General features: G+C 68.3%; 16 protein-coding genes. 9 read left to right on the forward strand and 7 right to left on the reverse strand.

Annotation, left to right across the window (positions count from 1 at the left end; genetic code table 11):
- The first annotated feature begins 6 nt into the window (after nt 1-6).
- The 3 genes from VH571_RS01290 (at nt 7) to VH571_RS01300 (ending at nt 3,917) form a co-directional block, all read left to right on the forward strand.
- Entirely contained in the window at nt 7-795 is a 789-nt protein-coding gene (locus VH571_RS01290) for a DeoR/GlpR family DNA-binding transcription regulator (RefSeq protein WP_423262945.1), read from the forward strand.
- Nucleotides 792-1,760, forward strand: coding sequence for a 1-phosphofructokinase family hexose kinase (locus VH571_RS01295; RefSeq protein ID WP_423262946.1), 969 nt, complete (start codon nt 792-794; stop codon nt 1,758-1,760). The genes VH571_RS01290 and VH571_RS01295 overlap by 4 nt, the downstream gene beginning before the upstream one ends.
- A gap of 72 nt (nt 1,761-1,832) precedes the next feature.
- Nucleotides 1,833-3,917, forward strand: a complete 2,085-nt coding sequence (locus VH571_RS01300) for a PTS fructose transporter subunit IIABC (protein WP_423262948.1) — start codon at nt 1,833-1,835, stop codon at nt 3,915-3,917.
- A 369-nt stretch (nt 3,918-4,286) separates the two neighbouring features.
- On the opposite strand, the gene VH571_RS01305 is transcribed toward VH571_RS01300, so the two are convergent.
- The 5 genes from VH571_RS01305 to VH571_RS01325 are packed head-to-tail and all read right to left on the reverse strand — an operon-like array spanning nt 4,287 to nt 10,087.
- Complete coding sequence (locus VH571_RS01305; RefSeq protein ID WP_423262949.1) at nt 4,287-5,438, reverse strand: cysteine desulfurase family protein; 1,152 nt, start codon at nt 5,436-5,438, stop codon at nt 4,287-4,289.
- A 13-nt stretch (nt 5,439-5,451) separates the two neighbouring features.
- Nucleotides 5,452-6,351 carry a carboxylating nicotinate-nucleotide diphosphorylase gene (gene nadC / locus VH571_RS01310; protein WP_423262950.1) on the reverse strand — a complete coding sequence of 300 codons (900 nt, stop codon included), beginning with the start codon at nt 6,349-6,351 and terminating at the stop codon, nt 5,452-5,454.
- Nucleotides 6,338-8,020, reverse strand: coding sequence for an L-aspartate oxidase (gene nadB, locus VH571_RS01315; protein WP_423262951.1), 1,683 nt, complete (start codon nt 8,018-8,020; stop codon nt 6,338-6,340). The genes nadC and nadB overlap by 14 nt, the downstream gene beginning before the upstream one ends.
- Nucleotide 8,021: 1 nt before the next feature.
- Nucleotides 8,022-9,332: a quinolinate synthase NadA gene (gene nadA / locus VH571_RS01320; protein WP_423262952.1), complete on the reverse strand. Its 1,311-nt coding sequence runs from the start codon at nt 9,330-9,332 to the stop codon at nt 8,022-8,024.
- Nucleotides 9,329-10,087, reverse strand: a complete 759-nt coding sequence (locus VH571_RS01325; protein WP_423262953.1) for an NUDIX hydrolase — start codon at nt 10,085-10,087, stop codon at nt 9,329-9,331. The genes nadA and VH571_RS01325 overlap by 4 nt, the downstream gene beginning before the upstream one ends.
- A gap of 140 nt (nt 10,088-10,227) precedes the next feature.
- Between VH571_RS01325 and VH571_RS01330 the strand changes: the two genes are divergently transcribed.
- The 6 genes from VH571_RS01330 (at nt 10,228) to VH571_RS01355 (ending at nt 15,677) form a co-directional block, all read left to right on the forward strand.
- On the forward strand, nt 10,228-11,112 hold the full coding sequence (locus tag VH571_RS01330; RefSeq protein WP_423262954.1) for an alpha/beta hydrolase fold domain-containing protein: 885 nt from the start codon (nt 10,228-10,230) through the stop codon (nt 11,110-11,112).
- A gap of 9 nt (nt 11,113-11,121) precedes the next feature.
- Nucleotides 11,122-11,970 (forward strand): shikimate dehydrogenase, encoded by an 849-nt coding sequence (locus VH571_RS01335; protein WP_423262956.1) that lies wholly within the window; start codon nt 11,122-11,124, stop codon nt 11,968-11,970.
- Entirely contained in the window at nt 11,967-12,740 is a 774-nt protein-coding gene (gene aroD / locus VH571_RS01340; RefSeq protein WP_423262957.1) for a type I 3-dehydroquinate dehydratase, read from the forward strand. Before VH571_RS01335 ends, aroD begins: the two co-directional genes overlap by 4 nt.
- A 190-nt stretch (nt 12,741-12,930) precedes the next feature.
- Nucleotides 12,931-13,293, forward strand: coding sequence for an ArsR/SmtB family transcription factor (locus tag VH571_RS01345; protein WP_423262958.1), 363 nt, complete (start codon nt 12,931-12,933; stop codon nt 13,291-13,293).
- Entirely contained in the window at nt 13,293-14,213 is a 921-nt protein-coding gene (locus VH571_RS01350; protein ID WP_423262959.1) for a cation diffusion facilitator family transporter, read from the forward strand. Before VH571_RS01345 ends, VH571_RS01350 begins: the two co-directional genes overlap by 1 nt.
- Before the next feature lie 414 nt (nt 14,214-14,627).
- Nucleotides 14,628-15,677 carry a hypothetical protein gene (locus tag VH571_RS01355; RefSeq protein WP_423262960.1) on the forward strand — a complete coding sequence of 350 codons (1,050 nt, stop codon included), beginning with the start codon at nt 14,628-14,630 and terminating at the stop codon, nt 15,675-15,677.
- Here the strand turns inward: VH571_RS01355 and VH571_RS01360 are convergent.
- Nucleotides 15,668-16,591, reverse strand: coding sequence for a sugar phosphate isomerase/epimerase family protein (locus VH571_RS01360; RefSeq protein WP_423262961.1), 924 nt, complete (start codon nt 16,589-16,591; stop codon nt 15,668-15,670). The two genes, VH571_RS01355 and VH571_RS01360, sit on opposite strands and share 10 nt — an antisense overlap.
- Before the next feature lie 120 nt (nt 16,592-16,711).
- Nucleotides 16,712-17,866, reverse strand: a complete 1,155-nt coding sequence (locus VH571_RS01365) for a Gfo/Idh/MocA family protein (protein ID WP_423262962.1) — start codon at nt 17,864-17,866, stop codon at nt 16,712-16,714.
- Between the last annotated feature and the right edge of the window lie 126 nt (nt 17,867-17,992).

Consider the following 17,992-nt stretch of genomic DNA (forward strand, 5'->3'; position numbering starts at 1 on the left):
CACCCCATGTATGCAGTCGAACGCCACGACTCGATCGCCGAGCTCCTCCGCGTCGAGGGCCGCGTCGTCGCCTCTGATCTGGCCGAGCGCTTCGCCGTCACGACCGAGACGATCCGCCGCGATCTCGACAGCCTCGAGCAGGCCGGAGCACTCCAGAGGGTGCACGGTGGAGCCGTCGCCGCGGGTCACACCAGCGTCACCGAGTTAAGCCTGGCCGAGCGTGAAGACCAGCAGACGCCCGCCAAGTCGACGATTGCGCGTCTCGCCGCACACCTCGTGCCCCCGACCTTCGTCGGTTCCATCGCTCTCGACGCCGGCACGACCACCGCTGCCGTCGCCGCCGAGTTCACCGGCTGGACACCCGCTACTCCGGGCGTTCTCCTCACCGTCATCACGAACGCCGTGCCGATCGCCGCACTCCTTCAGCACAGCGAGCACATCGACCTTCGTCTGCTCGGTGGTCGCGTCCGCGGCCTGACGAGCGCCGCCGTCGGCAGCGCCACGGTCGAACAGCTGACCGGCCTCCGACCCGACATCGCGTTCGTCGGCGCCAACGGCATCAGCGCCGGATTCGGCCTCTCCACCCCCGACGAGTTGGAGGGGGCGGTCAAGACGGCGTACATCCGGGCCGCCCGCCGCGCCGTCGCCGTCGTCGACTCGACCAAGCACGGCGTCGAGGCACTCAGCCGCTTCGCCCGGCTCGATGAGCTCGACACCGTCATCACCGACCTGGAGCCCGCGGCCGACCTGGCCGGAGCCCTACGCGACGCCGACGTGGAGGTGCTCGTCGCATGATCCTCACTCTCACACCCAATCCCTCGCTCGACCGCACGATCGAGCTGTCTGCGCCTCTCGCGCACGGTGCGGTGCAGCGGTCGCTCCGCACGACCGACGAGCCCGGCGGCAAGGGAGTCAATGTCTCGCGCGGCCTGGCCGCTTCGGGCGCCGACACCGTCGCGATCCTGCCTGGAGCCCTCGACGACCCCATGCTGGTCGCGCTCCGAGCCCGTGGCGTTCCGACAGTGAACCTGCCGATCGACGGCCACGTTCGCCAGAACATCACGATCACCGACCCCGATGGCACGACCACCAAGATCAACGAGCCCGGCCCCGACCTCTCGACCCAAGCGGTCGCCCTGGTCGACCTGGTCGTCGAGCACGCCGCATCCACCGAATGGTTGGTTATCGCCGGTTCACTCCCTCCCGGATTGCCCGACGACTTCCTCGCGGGGGTCGTCCATTCGGTGCGACTCGCGTTCGGCGCCGACGCACCTCGCATCGCCGTCGACTCCTCAGGAACCCCGTTCCGGGCCCTCATCGAGTCCGGCGTCGGGGTCGACCTCGTCAAGCCCAACGCCGAAGAGCTCGCCGAGATCGTCGGAGGAGACCCGGCCGTCTACGAGACCGACCGCGATGCGGCCGTCGCGGGTGCCCGGATCCTTCTCTCCCGCGGAGTCGGCGCTGTTTTGCTCACTCTCGGAAGCGCGGGCGCCGTGCTCGTCGACGGCACCGGGGCCTGGTTTGCCGCAGCCCCGACCATCGTGGCTCTGTCGACCGTCGGAGCGGGCGACTCGTCCCTCGCGGGCTACCTGCTCGCCGAGACGGCGGGGGCCTCCCCCGCGGGCCGACTCGCCCAGGCCGTCGCCTCGGGCGCCGCCGCGGCCTCCCTGCCGGGAAGCCTCGTGCCGACTCTCGCGCAGACCTTCCCCGACGTGATCGACGTCGTGTCTCTCTCGCAGGCGTCCGCGACTCGCGCCTGATCCTCCTCCCCTAGCCGTTTCATCTCACCTCAGCGCACCACAGCAGCAGCCGCAGCAAAGGAGCTCCAGCCCATGTCCACCCTCATCAACACGAAGCTTGTCGGTCTCGACGAGAATCTCGGCGAGACCTCGTCCGACGTGATCCGTGCCCTCGCGGCGCGTGTCGCCGCCGACGGTCGCGCCGGATCGGCCGAGTCACTCGCCGACGACGCCATCAAGCGCGAGGCCTCGGTCGGCACCGGAGTGCCCGGCGGTATCGCCATTCCGCATGCCCGCTCGTCGTCGGTCTCTGAGCCGACACTCGCGATGTCGCGCCTGGCTCGCAAGGTGCCGTTCGGCGCTCCGGACGGCGACGCCGACATCGTCTTCATGATCGCGGTGCCCGAAGGCGCCGACGCCGACCACATGACCGTGCTCTCGACGCTCGCCCGGGCGCTCATCCGCGACGACTTCACGGCTGCCCTGCGCGCTGCGGCCACACCCGCCGACGTGGTCGCCCTCGTCGATGCCGAGGTCGGCGGCGAGGTCGACGCCGCTCGCGGAGTCACCGGCACTATCGCTCCCGCCGCCGGCTCCGCCGGTCAGAATTCAGGATCCGACTCGGGTCACCGCGTGAAATTGGTCGGCGTCACCGCCTGCCCCACCGGAATCGCCCACACGTACATGGCCGCCGACGCACTCGTCGCGGCAGCAAAGCGACTCGGCGCCGACCTCCAGATCGAGACGCAAGGTTCCGGACGGGTGACCCCGTTGGATCCTGCGGTCATCGAGGCCGCTGACGCCGTCATCTTCGCCGTCGACGTGGACGTCCGCGACCGCGGCCGCTTCGCCGGCAAGCCGCTCGTGCAGGGCCCCGTCAAGCGCGGAGTCGACGAGCCGACCGCCATGGTCGAGGAGGCCATCGCGGCCTCGACCGACCCGCGTGCCGCTCGTGTGACAGGAAGTGTCGCCTCGGGCCCCGCCATGGCGCAGGGCCGTCGCGGCTTCGGGTCGTCGCTCAAGACGTGGCTGCTCACCGGCGTCTCGTACATGATCCCGTTCGTCGCCGGCGGAGGTCTGCTGATCGCCCTCGGCTTCTTGCTCTCGGGCTTCGGCATCGCGCTCACCGCCGACGGCCACACCGTCAACAACGCGGTCTACGCCCTGCAGAACTACTCGCTTGCGAACCTGCCCCCCGAAGGTCTGTGGTACTACCTCGGTGCCGCCGCATTCCAGATCGGCGGCGCCTCGATGGGCTTCCTGGTCGCAGCTCTCGCCGGGTACATCGCCTACGCGATCGCCGACCGTCCGGGTATCGCGCCCGGTTTCGTCGCCGGTGCGATCGCCGTGTTCATGAACGCCGGATTCCTCGGTGGGCTCGTCGGAGGTCTGCTCGCCGGTGCTGCCGCGTACTACATCGGCAAGCTCGACGTGCCCCGCTTCGTCCGCGGCCTGATGCCCGTCGTGATCATCCCGCTCTTCGCGTCCATCTTCGCCTCCGGCCTGATGCTTCTGTTCTTGGGCGGGCCGATCGCCTCCCTGATGAAGGCTCTGACCGACTTCCTCAACGGCCTCTCCGGCTCCGGCGCGATCCTGCTCGGCGTCATCCTCGGCCTCATGATGTGCTTCGACCTCGGTGGCCCCGTCAACAAGGTGGCCTACGCGTTCGCGGTCGCGGGTCTCTCGGCCGGCTCGGTCGACAACCCCGCCCCGTGGATGATCATGGCCGCCGTCATGGGTGCCGGAATGGTGCCCCCGCTCGCGATGGCGCTCGCCTCGACCGTGCTCTACCGCAAGGGCTTCTCGCAGGTCGAGCGCACCAACGGCGGCGCGGCATGGCTGCTCGGCGCCTCCTTCATCTCGGAGGGTGCAATCCCGTTCGCTGCGGCCGACCCGCTGCGCGTCATCCCCGCCAGCATGGTCGGTGGTGCCGTGACCGGTGCCATCTCGATGGCGGCCGGGGTCACATCTCAGGCACCGCACGGTGGCTTCTTCGTGTTCTTCGCGATCGGCAACCTGCTCATGTGGACCGTCGCGATCCTCTCCGGCACCGTCGTGACCGCGGTCGTGCTCGTCGCGCTCAAGCGCTTCGTGCGCCGCCGCCCCGTGGGTGCGGACGAGAAAGAGGCTGCCTCCGCCGCTGCGGTCGTGGACCAGCGCGAACCTGTGGCTGTGTAGCTGGGCTGACGGCTGCTCGCTGCTTGCTGCTCCTGGGCGCCATCCTGCTTCGTGCGGGGTGGCGCCCTTGTGCGTGCGGTGGGGGTGTCTCGCGCGCGCAACTCAGGCATCTAAGCGCGACGTGGCGCCACATCCCTGCAAACCCGCCCGTGCGCGCCCAGGATCCTGAAACGCGCACCCGCACACGCCGCCAAACTCACACGCACCCGCGCCTCGCAAACGAGCGCTCCGCGCGGCCCTCCCCGGCGCGCAACTCAGGCACCCAGGCGCGATGCGGCGCTCCAGCCCCGCACGCGCGGCCCACCCGCGCTCCCACTCCTGAAACGCGCACCCGCGCACGTCGCCACCACCGCCGCGCCCAAGCACACCTCAGCGCCGCGCGCCCAACCCGCGCACCACACCCACCGCCGCCTCCACCGCCGCGGCCACGTCGGTCAGCGCCGCGGCCGTCACCTCGCCGCCCCACGTGAATCGCACCGACGTCTGCGCCACGTCCGCCGGCACGCCTAGAGCCATCAGCACGTGTGACGGCTCGTCGCTCCCAGCCGCGCACGCGGAGCCGCTCGACGACACGACACCTCGGCGCTCCAGTTCGAGCAGCACCGATTCGCCACTCGTGCCCGGGAACACGAACGAGGCGTTCGCCGGCAGGCGCCAAGCACCTGTCGGGCCGGTGAGCCGAGCGTCGGGAACGCGCGCCAGGACATCGGTGATGAAGGCGTCGCGGGCAGTGCGCGCCGAGTCCGCTCGCGCGAGACGCTCGGATTCGGCAAGCTGAGCGGCCACGGCCAGCGCCACGGATCCTGCGACGTTCTCTGTTCCTGAACGGCGACCGCGCTCCTGTCCGCCGCCGTGCAGAACCGGTTCGATCGGTAGACGGCCGGCCACGAAGAGGGCGCCGACCCCTTTAGGGGCGCCGAGTTTGTGGCCCGATATCGTCAGAGCCTGAACACCGAGGTGGTCGACTCGCGTGTCGAGCCATCCTGCGGACTGAACAGCATCGGTGTGGAACGGAATGCCCGCAGCCCTGGTGATGGCACTCAGCGCCGGGATGTCTTGGACGGTGCCGATCTCGTTGTTGGCGTGGGCGATCGAGACGAGCGTCGTGTCAGTTCTCAGGACGGATCTGAGGGCGTCGGGCGTGACAATTCCGGTCGGAGTTAGCGGCACGAACGAGACCTCGAAATCGAGGAATCGGGCGAGAAACGACACCGACTCGAGCACCCCTTCGTGCTCGATCTCAGTGGTCACCAGGTGGCGGCCGCGCGGGTTGCCGAGGGCTATGCCCTTGATGGCCAGGTTGTCGGCCTCCGTTCCCCCCGCCGTGAAGACGACCTCGCCCGGGCGGCATCCGAGCCAGGATGCGACGGCGGAGCGCGCACCCTCAAGTGCACGCGCGGCCGACTCACCGACGGTGTGCCGACTCGACGGGTTGCCGAAATCACCCGTGAGATACGGCCACATCGCCTCCAGTGCCTCGCGACGAACGGGCGACGTGGCTGCGGCGTCGAGATAGAGCACGGTCAGCGACCGATCACAGGGCGGCGAATCCGGCGGGTGCTCGGCCCGACGAACCCGCGCGGGAGTCGATCGAGATGTCGAGACCCAGGTCGAGCGCCCGGACGCTGTGCGTGAGAGCGCCCACCGAGATGAGATCGACCCCGGATCGGGCGATGGCGGCGACCGTCTCGAGATTGACGCCTCCGCTCGCCTCCACGAGAGCTCGTCCGGCGACGGCGGCGACCCCGGCGACGAGGTCGGCGGGTGAGAAGTTGTCGAGCATGATCGTGTCGACTCCGGCGACCAGAACGTCTTCGATCTGGTCGAGGCGATCGACCTCGACCTCCACGTGAGTCGTATGCGACAGCTTCGCCTTCATGGTCAGAAGAGCCTCGGTCACCGTCAATCCGGAGGCCAGGAGCACGGCCAGGTGATTGTCTTTCACGAGCACCGCGTCCGAGAGAGAGAAGCGGTGGTTTCGTCCGCCACCCGCCACGACCGCGTCGCGTTCGAGCGCGCGGAGCCCCGGAGTCGTCTTGCGCGTGTCGACGATCTGAGCGGACGTGCCCGCGGTGAGAGCCACGTACTCCGAAGTCAGCGTCGCGATGCCCGACAGCCGCTGCAGCAGGTTGAGCGCCACGCGTTCGGCTCTCAGGATGGATCGTGCCGATCCACGTACGACAGCCACCGTGTCTCCGGCCTCGAACCGATCGCCGTCGGCAGCACGGGTCTCGACCTCGATCAACGGATCGACCTGCCGCGCGGTCTCTCTCAGCACTCGGACCCCGCTCAGCACCCCGGCCTCGCGGGCCACGACGGAGGCGGTCGCGGTGGCATCGATGGGGATGAGCGCCTCGCTCGTCACGTCGCCCCAGGGGGCGTCCTCCCGGAGGGCCAGTCGGACGACCTGCTCGATCGCGTCATCGGTGAGCATGCTGCGGTACCTCTCGTGCCCACGACAGCGGGTGGGCGAATTCGGTGGATGGATGCGGAAAGTCGATCCTGAAATGCGCCCCGCGCGACTCCTCGCGAGCAAGCGCCCCGGCGACGACCAGACGAGCGACATCGAGCAGGTTGGCGGTCTCGAGGTCGAAGCGGTCGGTGCGGTCGGTGCGGTCGGTGCGGTCCGTGCGGTCGGTGCGATCGGTGCGGTCCGTGCGATCGACGCTGTCTCCGACGCCGAGGCGGTCCCGTGGCACCTCGACGATCGCCTCGGCCAGCCACTCCTCGGCCTTACGCAGCCCCCGCTCCGACCGGGTCACTCCGACGTGCTCCCACATCACCCGCTGCAGATCAGAACGCAGGATCCCACGGCTCGCCCCGGTCGCCCCGTCTCGCGCGACGGGCTCGGGGCGAGCGCCTTCGAGAGTGCTCGCGTCGCCAAGATCGTCGCCACCGATCGCCTCGATCGCCCGCCACCCGAATACAGCGGCTTCGAGCAGTGAGTTCGAGGCCAGACGGTTCGCTCCGTGGACGCCGGTCGACGCGACTTCGCCGACCGCGTAGAGACCCGCAAGGGACGTGCGGCCGTCGATATCGGTGGTCACTCCGCCCATGAAGTAGTGGGCCGCGGGTGTGACCGGGATCGGGTCGACAGACCAGTCGAGCCCGGCCGCGCGCGTGGCGGCGCTGATCGTCGGGAACCGGCGCTCCAGCGTGGTTCGGCCGAGGGCGGTGGCGTCGAGATGCACGGGCAGCCCCGCCTGCGCCGCCATCTGTGCGGCTATCCCGCGCGCGACGATGTCGCGTGGTGCGAGTTCGGCGCGAGGGTCGATCCCGGCCATGAATCGGCGTCCGCCTGCGTCCAGCAGAACCGCCCCCTCACCGCGGACCGCTTCAGAAATCAGGAAGCTTCCGGGCACCGCCAGTGCCGTGGGGTGGAACTGGTAGAACTCGAGGTCGTCGACCCGGGCACCGGCACGCCAGGCCGCGGCGAGGCCGTCGCCGGTGGCTCCGGCCGGATTGGTAGTGAATTCGTAGAGCTGCCCGGCACCTCCGGTCGCGAGCACCACGGCGTCGCCTCGGATCCTGAGCTCTGAACCGGCGACCAGCAGGTCGACGCCGACGACGCGCGTGCCAGCGGCACTGCGGGCTCCGGACGGCTGCACCCGAGCAACCACCAGGTCGAGAACGAACGCATTCTCGATGACGCGGACGGTGGTGTGGCCGAGGCGCTCGATGAGGGCAAGAACGATGGCCTTACCGGTCGCGTCTCCGCCGGCGTGCAGCACCCGCGGCCGACTGTGGGCTGCTTCGAGCCCGCGAGACCAGTCCGCCCCGTCTCGATCGAAGTCGACTCCCCAGCGGACGAGGTCGTCGATGCGGATCGCCCCGTCGGCGCAGAGCACTTCGACCGCTCGGCGGATCGAGAGCCCCGCGCCCGCTGCGAGCGTGTCGGTCACGTGCAAGGCGACCGAGTCGTCATCGAAGACAGCGGCGGCTATGCCCCCCTGCGCCCAGCGCGAGTTGCTCTCGTCGAGAGCCCCCTTTGTGACGAGCGTGACGCTGTGCCCGAGCGACTCGGCGCGGAGGGCCGCGGTGAGACCGGCGAGACCGGATCCGACGACCACGACCTCGCGTTGTTCCTGATTCGTGAGCGCCATGTCAGACCGAGACCGTGTGATTCGGCTTGGCCTGGAGCATCCGCTCGAGAGCGACCCGGGCGGGTTCGGCGACGTCGGTCGGCACCGTGATGCGGTTCAGCACCTCGGCGGGGCGGTCGGCCGTGCCGATGAGCGCCTCGAGAGCCCACGCGATATAGCCGGGGTGGATGCGGTACATCGTCGAGCACGGGCAGACGACGGAGTCGAGGCAGAAGATCGTGTGCTGCGGATACTCCTGCGCGAGTCTCTGCACGAGGTTGATCTCGGTGCCGATGGCAAACGTCGATCCTGCGGGCGCCGCGGCGATCGCCTTGACGATGAAGTCGGTCGATCCGTAGGAGTCGGCCGCGTCGACGACGGGCATCGGGCATTCGGGGTGGACGATCACCTGAACACCGGGGTGCTCCGCGCGTGCCGCCTCGATCTGCGCGACGGTGAAGCGCTTGTGCACCGAGCAGAAGCCATTCCAGAGAATCACCTTGGCGTCGTCGAGCTGCTCGGGCGTCGATCCGCCGAGGGGGCGACGCGGGTTCCACATCGGCATCTCCTCGAGCGGCACGCCCATCGCCTTCGCGGTATTGCGCCCGAGGTGCTGGTCAGGGAAGAAGAGCACCCGCTGACCTCGCGCGAAGGCCCATTCGAGCACTGTCTCGGCGTTCGACGAGGTGCAGACGATGCCGCCGTGGCGACCGCAGAACCCTTTGAGATCGGCGGCCGAGTTCATGTAGGTGACGGGGATCACCGGCACTTTGCCCTCGTCGTCGAGTGCGGTGAGGTCGCCGTAGACGCCTTCGAGCTGCTCCCACGCAGCCTCCACACTGTCGATATCGGCCATGTCGGCCATCGAACAGCCGGCCGCGAGGTTGGGCAGGATCACGGCCTGTGACGGCGTCGACAGGAGGTCGGCCGTCTCGGCCATGAAGTGCACCCCGCAGAACACGATCGCCTCGGCCTCGGGCGACGCCTTCGCCTTGACCGCGAGCTGGAACGAGTCGCCCACGTAGTCGGCGTACTGCACGACTTCGTCGCGCTGGTAGAAGTGTCCGAGCATCAGGACGCGGTCGCCGAGGATCGCTTTCGCGGCAAGGATCCGACGGTGCAGTTCGTCAGCCGATGCCTTGCGGTATTCCACGGGGATCTCCCCCTGCAGGGGCGACCGGGCAGGAATCGGGTCGAACATCGACGAGCCCGGACCGTACGAGGGCACGCCCGTGTCGAAGGCCCAGGGCGCCTCGCGCAGATCGGTGGCGCACACTTCGCCCGGGCTCTCGCCGTTCGTGATGCGACGGATGGTGGTGTCGACGCTGGTCATGCGGTTCGGCTTTCTCGAGTGCTCAGGGGGTTGTCGCCGCTCGGAGCGGACGCGTGGTTGTAGCGGTAGAGACGCGGCGGCCGGTGTTTCGTCCCGGTCAAGAACTCGCCCGTCGGAACGACCGCATCGCTCGCCTCGATCATCCGGCGGAAGTTGGCGGGGTCGAGTTCGCGCCCGAGCACGGCCTCGTGCACCTCGCGCAGTTGGGCGAGCGTGAACGTGTCGCCGATGAATGCCCCCGCGATACGGCTGTACTCCATCTTCGTGCGGAGCCGCCAGAGGGCGTAGTCGACGATGGTGCCGTGGTCGAAGGCCAGGGACGGCAGGTCGTCGGCGTCGAACCAGCAGACGTTCGGGTCGCCCTGGACGAGTGGCACGGGGTCGGCCGTGCCGGATCCTGAGCTCTGATCTTCGGCCTGCCGGGCTACGAGCGCCCAGTAGACGATCGACACGACGCGTTCGGCGAGTGAACGGCCGCGTGCCCCGAACGCATAGAGCTGCTCCAGATAGGTCGGCGAGAGCGCCGTGGTGTCGAGCAGGTGCCGTCGGGCGGCGTCGGAGAGGTCTTCGTCGGCACCGAGAGGCCCTCCCGGCAGCGCCCACAGGCCTCGGTACGGCTCACGAATGCGGCGGACAAGAGGAATGTGAAGCGCCATGCGCCCGGTCGACTCGGAGGGCAGGAGCGAGAAGATCACCGTCGAGACGGCCAGCGCGGGCGACGCGACTGCGACGTCATGCGGTGCTTGTTCGCTCATCAGGATGCCTCGCCGGTCGGTGTGCAGGGTTAAGGTCGAGTTGACTCTAACCCTTAAGGTCAGTTTGACCTAGTGCCGACCAAGGATCCGGCCCACGCCGCTCGGCACCCCCTCGCTCTCCATCCCGCTACCCTCGGCTCATGTCGACGCTGCTCACCGCCACCCGCAGGCTCCTCGTTCTGCGAAAGCGCACAACGACCGACGCCGTCACGCTCCGCCACGCAATCGAATCGCGCGGCGATGCTGCCGAGCCCACACCGCTTGTAAAACGCGTGGCGCACGTCACCGAGCGCACTGTCGCCGGGCGGCGGGTCATTCGGCTGACTCCCCGGCGCTCACCCAACGGCACGCACCTGATCTACACGCACGGCGGCTGCTACGTGTTCCCGATCGGCGCGGCCCAGTGGGGAATCCTGGCGCGGCTCGTCGCACGGAGCGGTGTCAGCATCGATGTTCCCCTCTACGGTCTGGCGCCTGAGCACACCGTGTCGGACGCCCTGCCGTTTCTCGAGGAAGTCTTCGATCAGGCGACGACCGAGTTCGGCGCGGCCGTCCACCTCGGGGGCGATTCGGCGGGCGGCGGGCTCGCTCTGGCGCAGGCGCAGCAGTACCGAGACCGAGGCGGCATCCAGCCCGCGAGCATCGTGCTGATCTCCCCCTGGGTCGAGGCCACGATGACGAATCCCGGAGTCGATGCCCTAGCGCCCCTCGACCACATGCTGGCTCCGCGCGGGCTCGCCGAGGCCGGCCGGATGTGGGCTGGCGAGCTGGCGCCGACCGATCCACTCGTCAGCCCGCTTCTCGGCGACCTGGCCTCGCTGCCGCCCATCCACATTCAGCAGGGCGATCACGACGTTCTGTTCGCCGACGCGGAGGAACTCGCGCGGAGAATCGCTCGCGCGGGTGGGCACGTCGACCTGCACGTCGTCCACGGCGGCTTCCACGACTTTCCGGGTGCCCACTGGGTTCCTGAGGCGCGAACGGCCCTTGACGAGATGGCCTCGGTCCTCCGCGAGCCTCGTTAAGATCGCAGAATGCGCCGTCTCGCCGTGCTCGGGTCACCCATCGAGCATTCCCTCTCCCCCCTTCTGCAGTCGACCGCGTTCGCGCGCCTCGGCCTCGACATGGACTACGGTCGCGCCGAGGTCGCCTCGGGCGAGCTCGAGGCGTTCGTGGGCGGGCTCGACGAGAGCTGGCTCGGCCTCAGCCTCACCATGCCCCTGAAGCGTGAGGTCATCCCCCTATTGGACGACGCTTCCCCGCTGGTTCAGGCCCTTGGCGTGGCGAACACTGTCGTCCTGAAACACGATCAGGTCCGCGCGACTCTCGCTGGCTTCAATACCGATGTCGACGGCATCACACGGGCTGTCGGCCGAGCCACGTCGGCGCGGCACGAGTCGTGCACGATCCTCGGCGGTGGGGCCACCGCCCTTTCGGCACTGGCCGCCGCAGCCGAACTCGGGGCCAGTCGCATCACCCTCCGCCTTCGCGACACCTCGAAGGCCGACGACGCGCGCGAACTCGCCGAGAGACTCGACCTCGATCTGACCGTCGAGCCACTCACCGTCGACGACGCCGTCCGCACCCTCGACTTCGTCATCAGCACGCTCCCCGGTGACGTCGACAAGCCCCGGATCGCGCCGGCCTCCGCCGAATCCGTTCTGCTTGACGTGGCCTACGACCCGTGGCCGAGCCCACTCGCCACCTCCTGGCAGGCCGCAGGAGCGATCGCGGTCAGCGGCCTCGACATGCTCGTCGAACAGGCGATCGGCCAGGTGCGCCTCTTTTCAGGGCTCCGGCAAGACTCCCCGCTCCCGAGTGAAGACGACATCAGGACGGCCATGCGTGTCTCTGTCGGGCTCCCCGCGGAGGCCTCCGCATGAGCGACCATATTCGCCCCGCCCACATCGGCACCGTCGTGCTCGGACCGGGAATGCCGGCCGTGATCGTGCCCCTTCTCGGCTCGACCCGCGAGGCCTTGATCGATGAGATCGCCGCACTCGACTACGACGACCTCGATCTCGTCGAACTCCGCATCGACCACTTCAACGCCGTCGACGACCTCGACGAGGTACAACGAGCGATCGAGACCGTGCGCGACGAGCTCCGGCGCGGTGTGCCCATCCTCTTCACCTTCCGCTCGAAGCCGGAGGGCGGGCACCGCGACATCGACGCGGGCTCATACGAGGCCCTCCTGTCTCTCGCGTCCGGGCTGGTGGAAGCAGTGGACGTCGAGATGTTCACCGAACTCGGCTCGCTCGAGCGCATCGTGAACGGCGCCCACGCGGCCGGCGCCTCGGTAGTAATGTCGTCGCACGAGTTCGAGCGCACCCCGACGATCGAGCAGATCCTCGCCCGGCTGTCACTCCAGCAGGATCTCGGCGCCGACGTCGTGAAGATCGCGGTAATGCCGAAGACGCCGAGCGACGTGCTGACGCTGATGCAGGCGACCACCGAGTTCGCGACGACGAAGGCCGTCCGGCCCGCGATCACCATGGCGATGGGGCCGCTCGGCGTCGTGAGCCGTCTTGCCGGCGAGGTGTTCGGATCCTCGGCGACGTTCGGCTCGGTGAGCGCCGCGAGCGCGCCGGGGCAGCTCTCCGCGCGCGACGTCCGGCGCGCGCTCGTGGCGGTGCACGCGGCTCAGGGTTAGTGGGCGCGGCGGGCGCTGGCGGGCGCTCGCAGACGCTGGTCGTCGCTGGTCTTTTGACTCGCGAGCGCCGTTCAGGAGATCTGGTCTGTCTCCCCGTCGGATCCTTATGTTCTGGCGCGCGCGGCGCCTCATCTCCTGATTCGCGTCCAGTTCCCTTGCGCCATCCACCTTCGCGTGCAACTATCTACGCATGCTCGAAGATACGCAGGTTGCCCCCGTCGACCCGGTCGACACCGATGAGACCTACGTCGAACTCGCCGTCGAAGTCTTCTCCATGCTCGCCGACGCGACTCGCGTGCGACTCGTTCTGGCCCTGGGCGGAGGCGAGCAGTCAGTGAACAGCCTCGCTGAACGCGTCTCCAAATCACCGACCGCAGTTTCGCAACACCTCGCCAAGCTCCGGATGGCCCGCATGGTGTCCACCCGTCAGGACGGCAACAGGGTCTTCTACCGCCTCGCGAACGACCACGCCTCGAAGCTCGTGCGAGATGCCATCCACCAGGCGGAGCACTCCGTCGGAGGCACGATCCGCCACCACCACGAGAGCATCTGATGGCTCACGACCACGGTCACACTTCAGGATCCGGCCCCTCGTCGCGCATCCGCCTGGCCATCGCGCTGGCGATCACGCTCACCATTCTCGTCGCCGAGGTCGTGGGAGCCATCGTCACCGACAGCCTGGCGTTGCTCGTCGACGCCGGCCACATGCTGACCGATGCCGCCGGGCTCACCGCGGCACTCGTCGCCGCCTCGCTGATGGCACGGCCCGCGACCGCGAGCCTCACCTGGGGCTACCGTCGTGCCGAGGTCCTCGCCGCTCTCGGGCAGGCAGCCGTCTTGCTCGCGGTCGGTATCTACGCGCTTGTCGAGGGAGTCCAGCGGCTGTTCGAGCCGCCGTCGGTGCCCTCGTCATCGCTCCTCGTTTTCGGAATCATCGGCCTCGTCGGAAACGCTGCGTCGCTGGCCGTCCTGAGCTCTGAGCGTGGCACCAACCTCAACTTCCGCGCCGCCTTCCTGGAAGTCCTGAACGATGCGCTCGGTTCCGTCGCGGTCATCGTCGCCGCGCTCGTGATCACCTTCACAGGCTGGGCACGAGCCGACGTCGTCGCCGGCATGCTCATCGCTGTCTTGATCGTTCCGCGCACCATCTCGCTCCTGCGCGAAACCACCAGCGTTCTCCTGGAGTCGACGCCACGGGGCCTTGATCTCGATGCCGTGCGCGTTCACATGCTCGAGCTGCCACACGTGAAGGGAGTCCATGACCTGCACGCCTCCCAGATCGCGACCGGGCTGCCGGTCCTGAGCGCCCACGTGGTGGTCGAGCAGGGCTGCTTCGAAGACGGCCATGCGCCGCGCATTCTCGACGATCTCCAAACCTGCGTGCTCGACCACTTCAGCGTTCCGATCGAGCACTCCACGTTCCAGCTCGAACCGGTGACGCACCAGCAGCACGAGCACCCCGGGCACGACTAGGGCTCGCGCGCGGGTCGTGCGGTGGGGTCGTCTCCGGTTCGGGGGCGCAATTCAGGCATCTGGCCTCGCGGGTGGCTGACTTTCGCGACTCTTCGCAGCGGGCGCGCTCCTAGTCCTGATCCCTGCGCGCGGCCTCACGCGCAGCCTGAGCTCCTCCGCCGCGGTTCCGCCTCTGCCAATTCACCGGCCGCCCCTGGCAGGCTCGCCGAGCTCGCACCGGTTCGTCCGTCAGGAACCCGGGCCCCACCAAACGCAGGATCCCGCACCCCGCGTCCCACCCCAGCCTCAACTCCTGAGACGTGCGCGTCCCTTCACCCCGACGTCCTCGTCTCCACAGGGCGCACCCCGGCCCCACTTCTCCACAGATCGCCGTCGGCGACTCCGCGCCCATTTACACGGCCCCACGCTGGTGGCATGAATTCCATCCAAGAACTCGTCACAGCAGCCGGCGGCGCCCTTCACCGCCGAGATCTCCTCCGTCACGGCATCCGCCCCCGCGAACTCACCCGCGCTGTCCGCGACGGCATCGTGCGGCGCCCGAGGCGCGGCTGGTACTCCACCTTCGAACCGGACGACCCCCGTTTCGTCGCAATGAGCGTGGGCGGCCGCCTCACCGGCGCTGCGGCCGTCAAGCTTCTCGGTGGCTGGATGTGGGCGGCCGATCCCCCACCCGTGGTCTCCGTCGCTCGGAATGCGGCGAGGCTTCATCGGCGACGAGGAGTGCGCGTCGTTCACGACCGCCCCGCGGTCGTCGCACGCGGCCCTGCCTGGGCCGTAGACCCGCGAGACGCCCTAGCGCGAGCCGTCGTCGAGGCCGAGTTCGAAGAGGCGGTCGCCCTGTGGGATTGGGCACGCCGTTCACCCCACTTCACACCTGCCGAGCTCCATGAGGTCGCGCGCGCCCTGCCGTCCGATGCGCGCGGCATCGTCACCTGGTCGGATGCAGAGTCGCAGAGCTTCCTCGAGAGCGTCGGCCGGGTTCGTTTCGTCGCCGACGGGCACGACGTGCAGACGCAGGTCGGTGTGGAGGGCGGCCGTTCGATCGACCTCGTCGTCGACGGGGTTCTGGGTGTCGAGATCGACGGCTACGCCTTTCACGCCGACTCGTTCGAAGCGGATCGCTCGAAAGACCTCGCCATCACGTGTGAGGGCCGCGTCCCGATGCGGCTGAGCTCCGCACTCATTCGGCGAGCCTGGCACCGCGTCACGGTAGCCGCTCGCGAGGCCATTGCCCGGCACATTCCGAGTCTGCCGCCCCCTCGGCGTCAGACATCTCGGGCTCCATCACCTCGCCTCGCACCACGCCGCCGGCGATGGAGATGCCGACGCTTGGGCATAGACCATCTCAGGAGCGATCACTTTGCTCCACCGGAGCGGCGCCTCACTTCAAGCGAACGCGAGGCAGTCGCCATGCTCAATCGGACACCCGCCTCAGACCTCGCGAGTGCCGAGTCTCACTCGTGAGCGATGAGAGGGCGAAGTGTCTTCTGAGCGATGCGGAGCCCCTCGGTGATCTTGGCGTCCGAGCCACCCCACAGCGGGTCTTCGTGCTCGACCGAGAGGGTTCCGTCGAAGCCTGCCTCGTAGAGACGGTCGACCACGTGGGGCCAGTCGACGGTGCCGCGACCGGGCACCCGGAAGCGCCACCAGCCCATCTCCCAGGGGTTGTCGCCCTTGTCGACCTTGCCGAAGAAGCCGTACTGGTTGCGCTTCTCCGGAAACAGCTCCAGGTCTTTCGCCTGCGCGTGAACGATGTGTTCGGCGAACGGGAGAATCGTTTCCAGGGGGTCGATCCCGATCCAGGTGAGGTGCGAAGGATCCCAGTTGAGGCCGAAGCCGAGCCCCGTCACCCAGTCCCAAAGCTCCGGGCTGTAGGCGATGTTGCCCGGGTAACCGTCGGGGTGCCAGCCTTCCATCACACAGTTCTCGATGATGAGCTTGACCCCGCGCTCACCGGCGTAGTCGACGAGTTCGGGCAACACCCGAGAGCCCTCGACCATGTTCTCTTTGACGCTCTTCGAATTGTCGCGGCCGATGAACGTGCCGACGAAAGGCACGCTGAGTTTGGCAGCGGCGTCGATCGAGTGCTTCAAGTGCGTGCGCACGGTGTCGCGAGTGTCGAGATCCTGGTGCAGATTGTTCTCGTAGTACGCAAGGGCACTGATCTCGAGACCGGTGCGATCAAGGATCTCGCGGGTCTGAGCCGCATCGTCGTCGGTGAAAGTCGCGACCGGCAGATGAGACGCCTCGAATTCGCGACCTCCGACCTTGGGCCAGACTGCGACCTCGAGTCGCTCGTATCCGGTGTCTCTAGCAAACGTGGCGATCTTGTCGAGAGACCAGTCCGGCAAGCAGGCGGTCAGCATTCCGAGTTTCACGCATTCTCCAATTCAGGTGTGCCGACCGGGGTCGGCTGGGTGTGGCTGCCACGATCGGCGGGTGCTGCTGACGACGTGGCAGGGTGCAATGACAGCTGCAGGCTGCCTGCGCCCGAGGGTTCAGCCTTCGGTGAGCACCGGGGATGCCTCAGCGATCGACGTCCACGACGACGACTCGGCGCTGTCGAGGACGGCGTCGATGATGCGTGCGGCGCGCAGACCATCCGTGAATGTCGGAAGCCCGTCGGGAGCCTCGCCCCGAACAGCCGCGTACGTGTCGGCAAGGAACGCCGAGAACGCGTCGGGGTAGCCCTGCGGGTGACCCGATGGCACTCGATTGAGACGAGCCTGATCAGGATCCGGCACACCCTCTGCACGGTGCAGGAGCATGGTGCCCGACTCCGTCCCCAACCACACCGTCTCGGGGTTCTCCTGATCGAAGACCGCGGAGGCCTTCGATCCGTCGACCTCGACCCAAAGCCGGTTCTTCCGGCCGGCAGAGACCTGCGAGATGACCGTGTTGGCTACTCCTCCGGAGGCTGTCTTGAAAGTCACGATGGCCGCGTCTTCGGTCGTCACCGGCATGACCTCGGACGACGACGACCGCCCGGCGCCGAAGGAGGGGCCGCTCGGAACAGGTCGCTCGGCGTAGACGACCGTCGTGGTCGCCGACACCGCCACGAACCGCTCGCCCGAGATGAACTCGGCGAGATCGCACCAGTGCGATCCGATGTCGGCAAATGCACGAGATCGACCACCGACCGCGGCGTCCACCCGCCACGACGACGATTCAGGATCGAGCAGCCAGTCTTGGAGATAGGAGCCGTGAACGAGATGCACTTCGCCCAGCTCGCCCGCGATTCGTCGCGCGCGAAGCTCTCGCACCATGGGGTGATAGCGGTAGGCAAACGGAACGGTGGCGACAACCCCCGCGGCAGTAGCGGCTTCGGCGAGCACTGCGGCCTCCTCGGCAGTCATCGCCAACGGCTTCTCGCAGACGACATTGACGCCGGCGTCGATGGATTGGAGGGCGTAGTCGAAGTGCGAGCCGTTAGGAGTGCAGATCTGCACGACGTCGGGTGAGTCGGCGAGAAGCTCGTCAAAGGTGGCGTAACCGCTGGCGACGCCCCATTCTGCGGCGAACTCGGCCGAGCGAGCCGCACTCGACCCGAGGACCCCGATCACTTCGGCACCGGCATCTCGGGCGGCACGGCGGTGGACCGCGCCGATCATGCCCGTGCCGACGATGGCGACGCGCAGAGAGGAGGGAGCCATGGAAATCCTTCATTCGTTGAACGGTCTCGAGTCGATCTAACCGGGACTTCTGCCGACTGTCAATCAAAAGTCCTCACTATCGCGCCGTAAGTCGTGTAGCGGCGAAGAAAAAAGGAAGCGCCCACC

It is taken from the genome of Frondihabitans sp. 4ASC-45 (assembly GCF_049472575.1).
Lineage (GTDB): Bacteria > Actinomycetota > Actinomycetes > Actinomycetales > Microbacteriaceae > Frondihabitans.

Coding starts and splice junctions, on each gene's coding strand:
- nadB (WP_423262951.1), bottom strand. CDS start 8,020: ATGGCGCTCACGAATCAGGAACAACGCGAGGTCGTGGTCGTCGGATCC.
- VH571_RS01290 (WP_423262945.1), top strand. CDS start 7: ATGTATGCAGTCGAACGCCACGACTCGATCGCCGAGCTCCTCCGCGTC.
- VH571_RS01355 (WP_423262960.1), top strand. CDS start 14,628: ATGAATTCCATCCAAGAACTCGTCACAGCAGCCGGCGGCGCCCTTCAC.
- VH571_RS01300 (WP_423262948.1), top strand. CDS start 1,833: ATGTCCACCCTCATCAACACGAAGCTTGTCGGTCTCGACGAGAATCTC.
- VH571_RS01350 (WP_423262959.1), top strand. CDS start 13,293: ATGGCTCACGACCACGGTCACACTTCAGGATCCGGCCCCTCGTCGCGC.
- aroD (WP_423262957.1), top strand. CDS start 11,967: ATGAGCGACCATATTCGCCCCGCCCACATCGGCACCGTCGTGCTCGGA.
- VH571_RS01365 (WP_423262962.1), bottom strand. CDS start 17,866: ATGGCTCCCTCCTCTCTGCGCGTCGCCATCGTCGGCACGGGCATGATC.
- VH571_RS01325 (WP_423262953.1), bottom strand. CDS start 10,087: ATGAGCGAACAAGCACCGCATGACGTCGCAGTCGCGTCGCCCGCGCTG.
- VH571_RS01330 (WP_423262954.1), top strand. CDS start 10,228: ATGTCGACGCTGCTCACCGCCACCCGCAGGCTCCTCGTTCTGCGAAAG.
- VH571_RS01345 (WP_423262958.1), top strand. CDS start 12,931: ATGCTCGAAGATACGCAGGTTGCCCCCGTCGACCCGGTCGACACCGAT.
- nadC (WP_423262950.1), bottom strand. CDS start 6,351: ATGCTCACCGATGACGCGATCGAGCAGGTCGTCCGACTGGCCCTCCGG.
- VH571_RS01335 (WP_423262956.1), top strand. CDS start 11,122: ATGCGCCGTCTCGCCGTGCTCGGGTCACCCATCGAGCATTCCCTCTCC.
- VH571_RS01295 (WP_423262946.1), top strand. CDS start 792: ATGATCCTCACTCTCACACCCAATCCCTCGCTCGACCGCACGATCGAG.
- nadA (WP_423262952.1), bottom strand. CDS start 9,332: ATGACCAGCGTCGACACCACCATCCGTCGCATCACGAACGGCGAGAGC.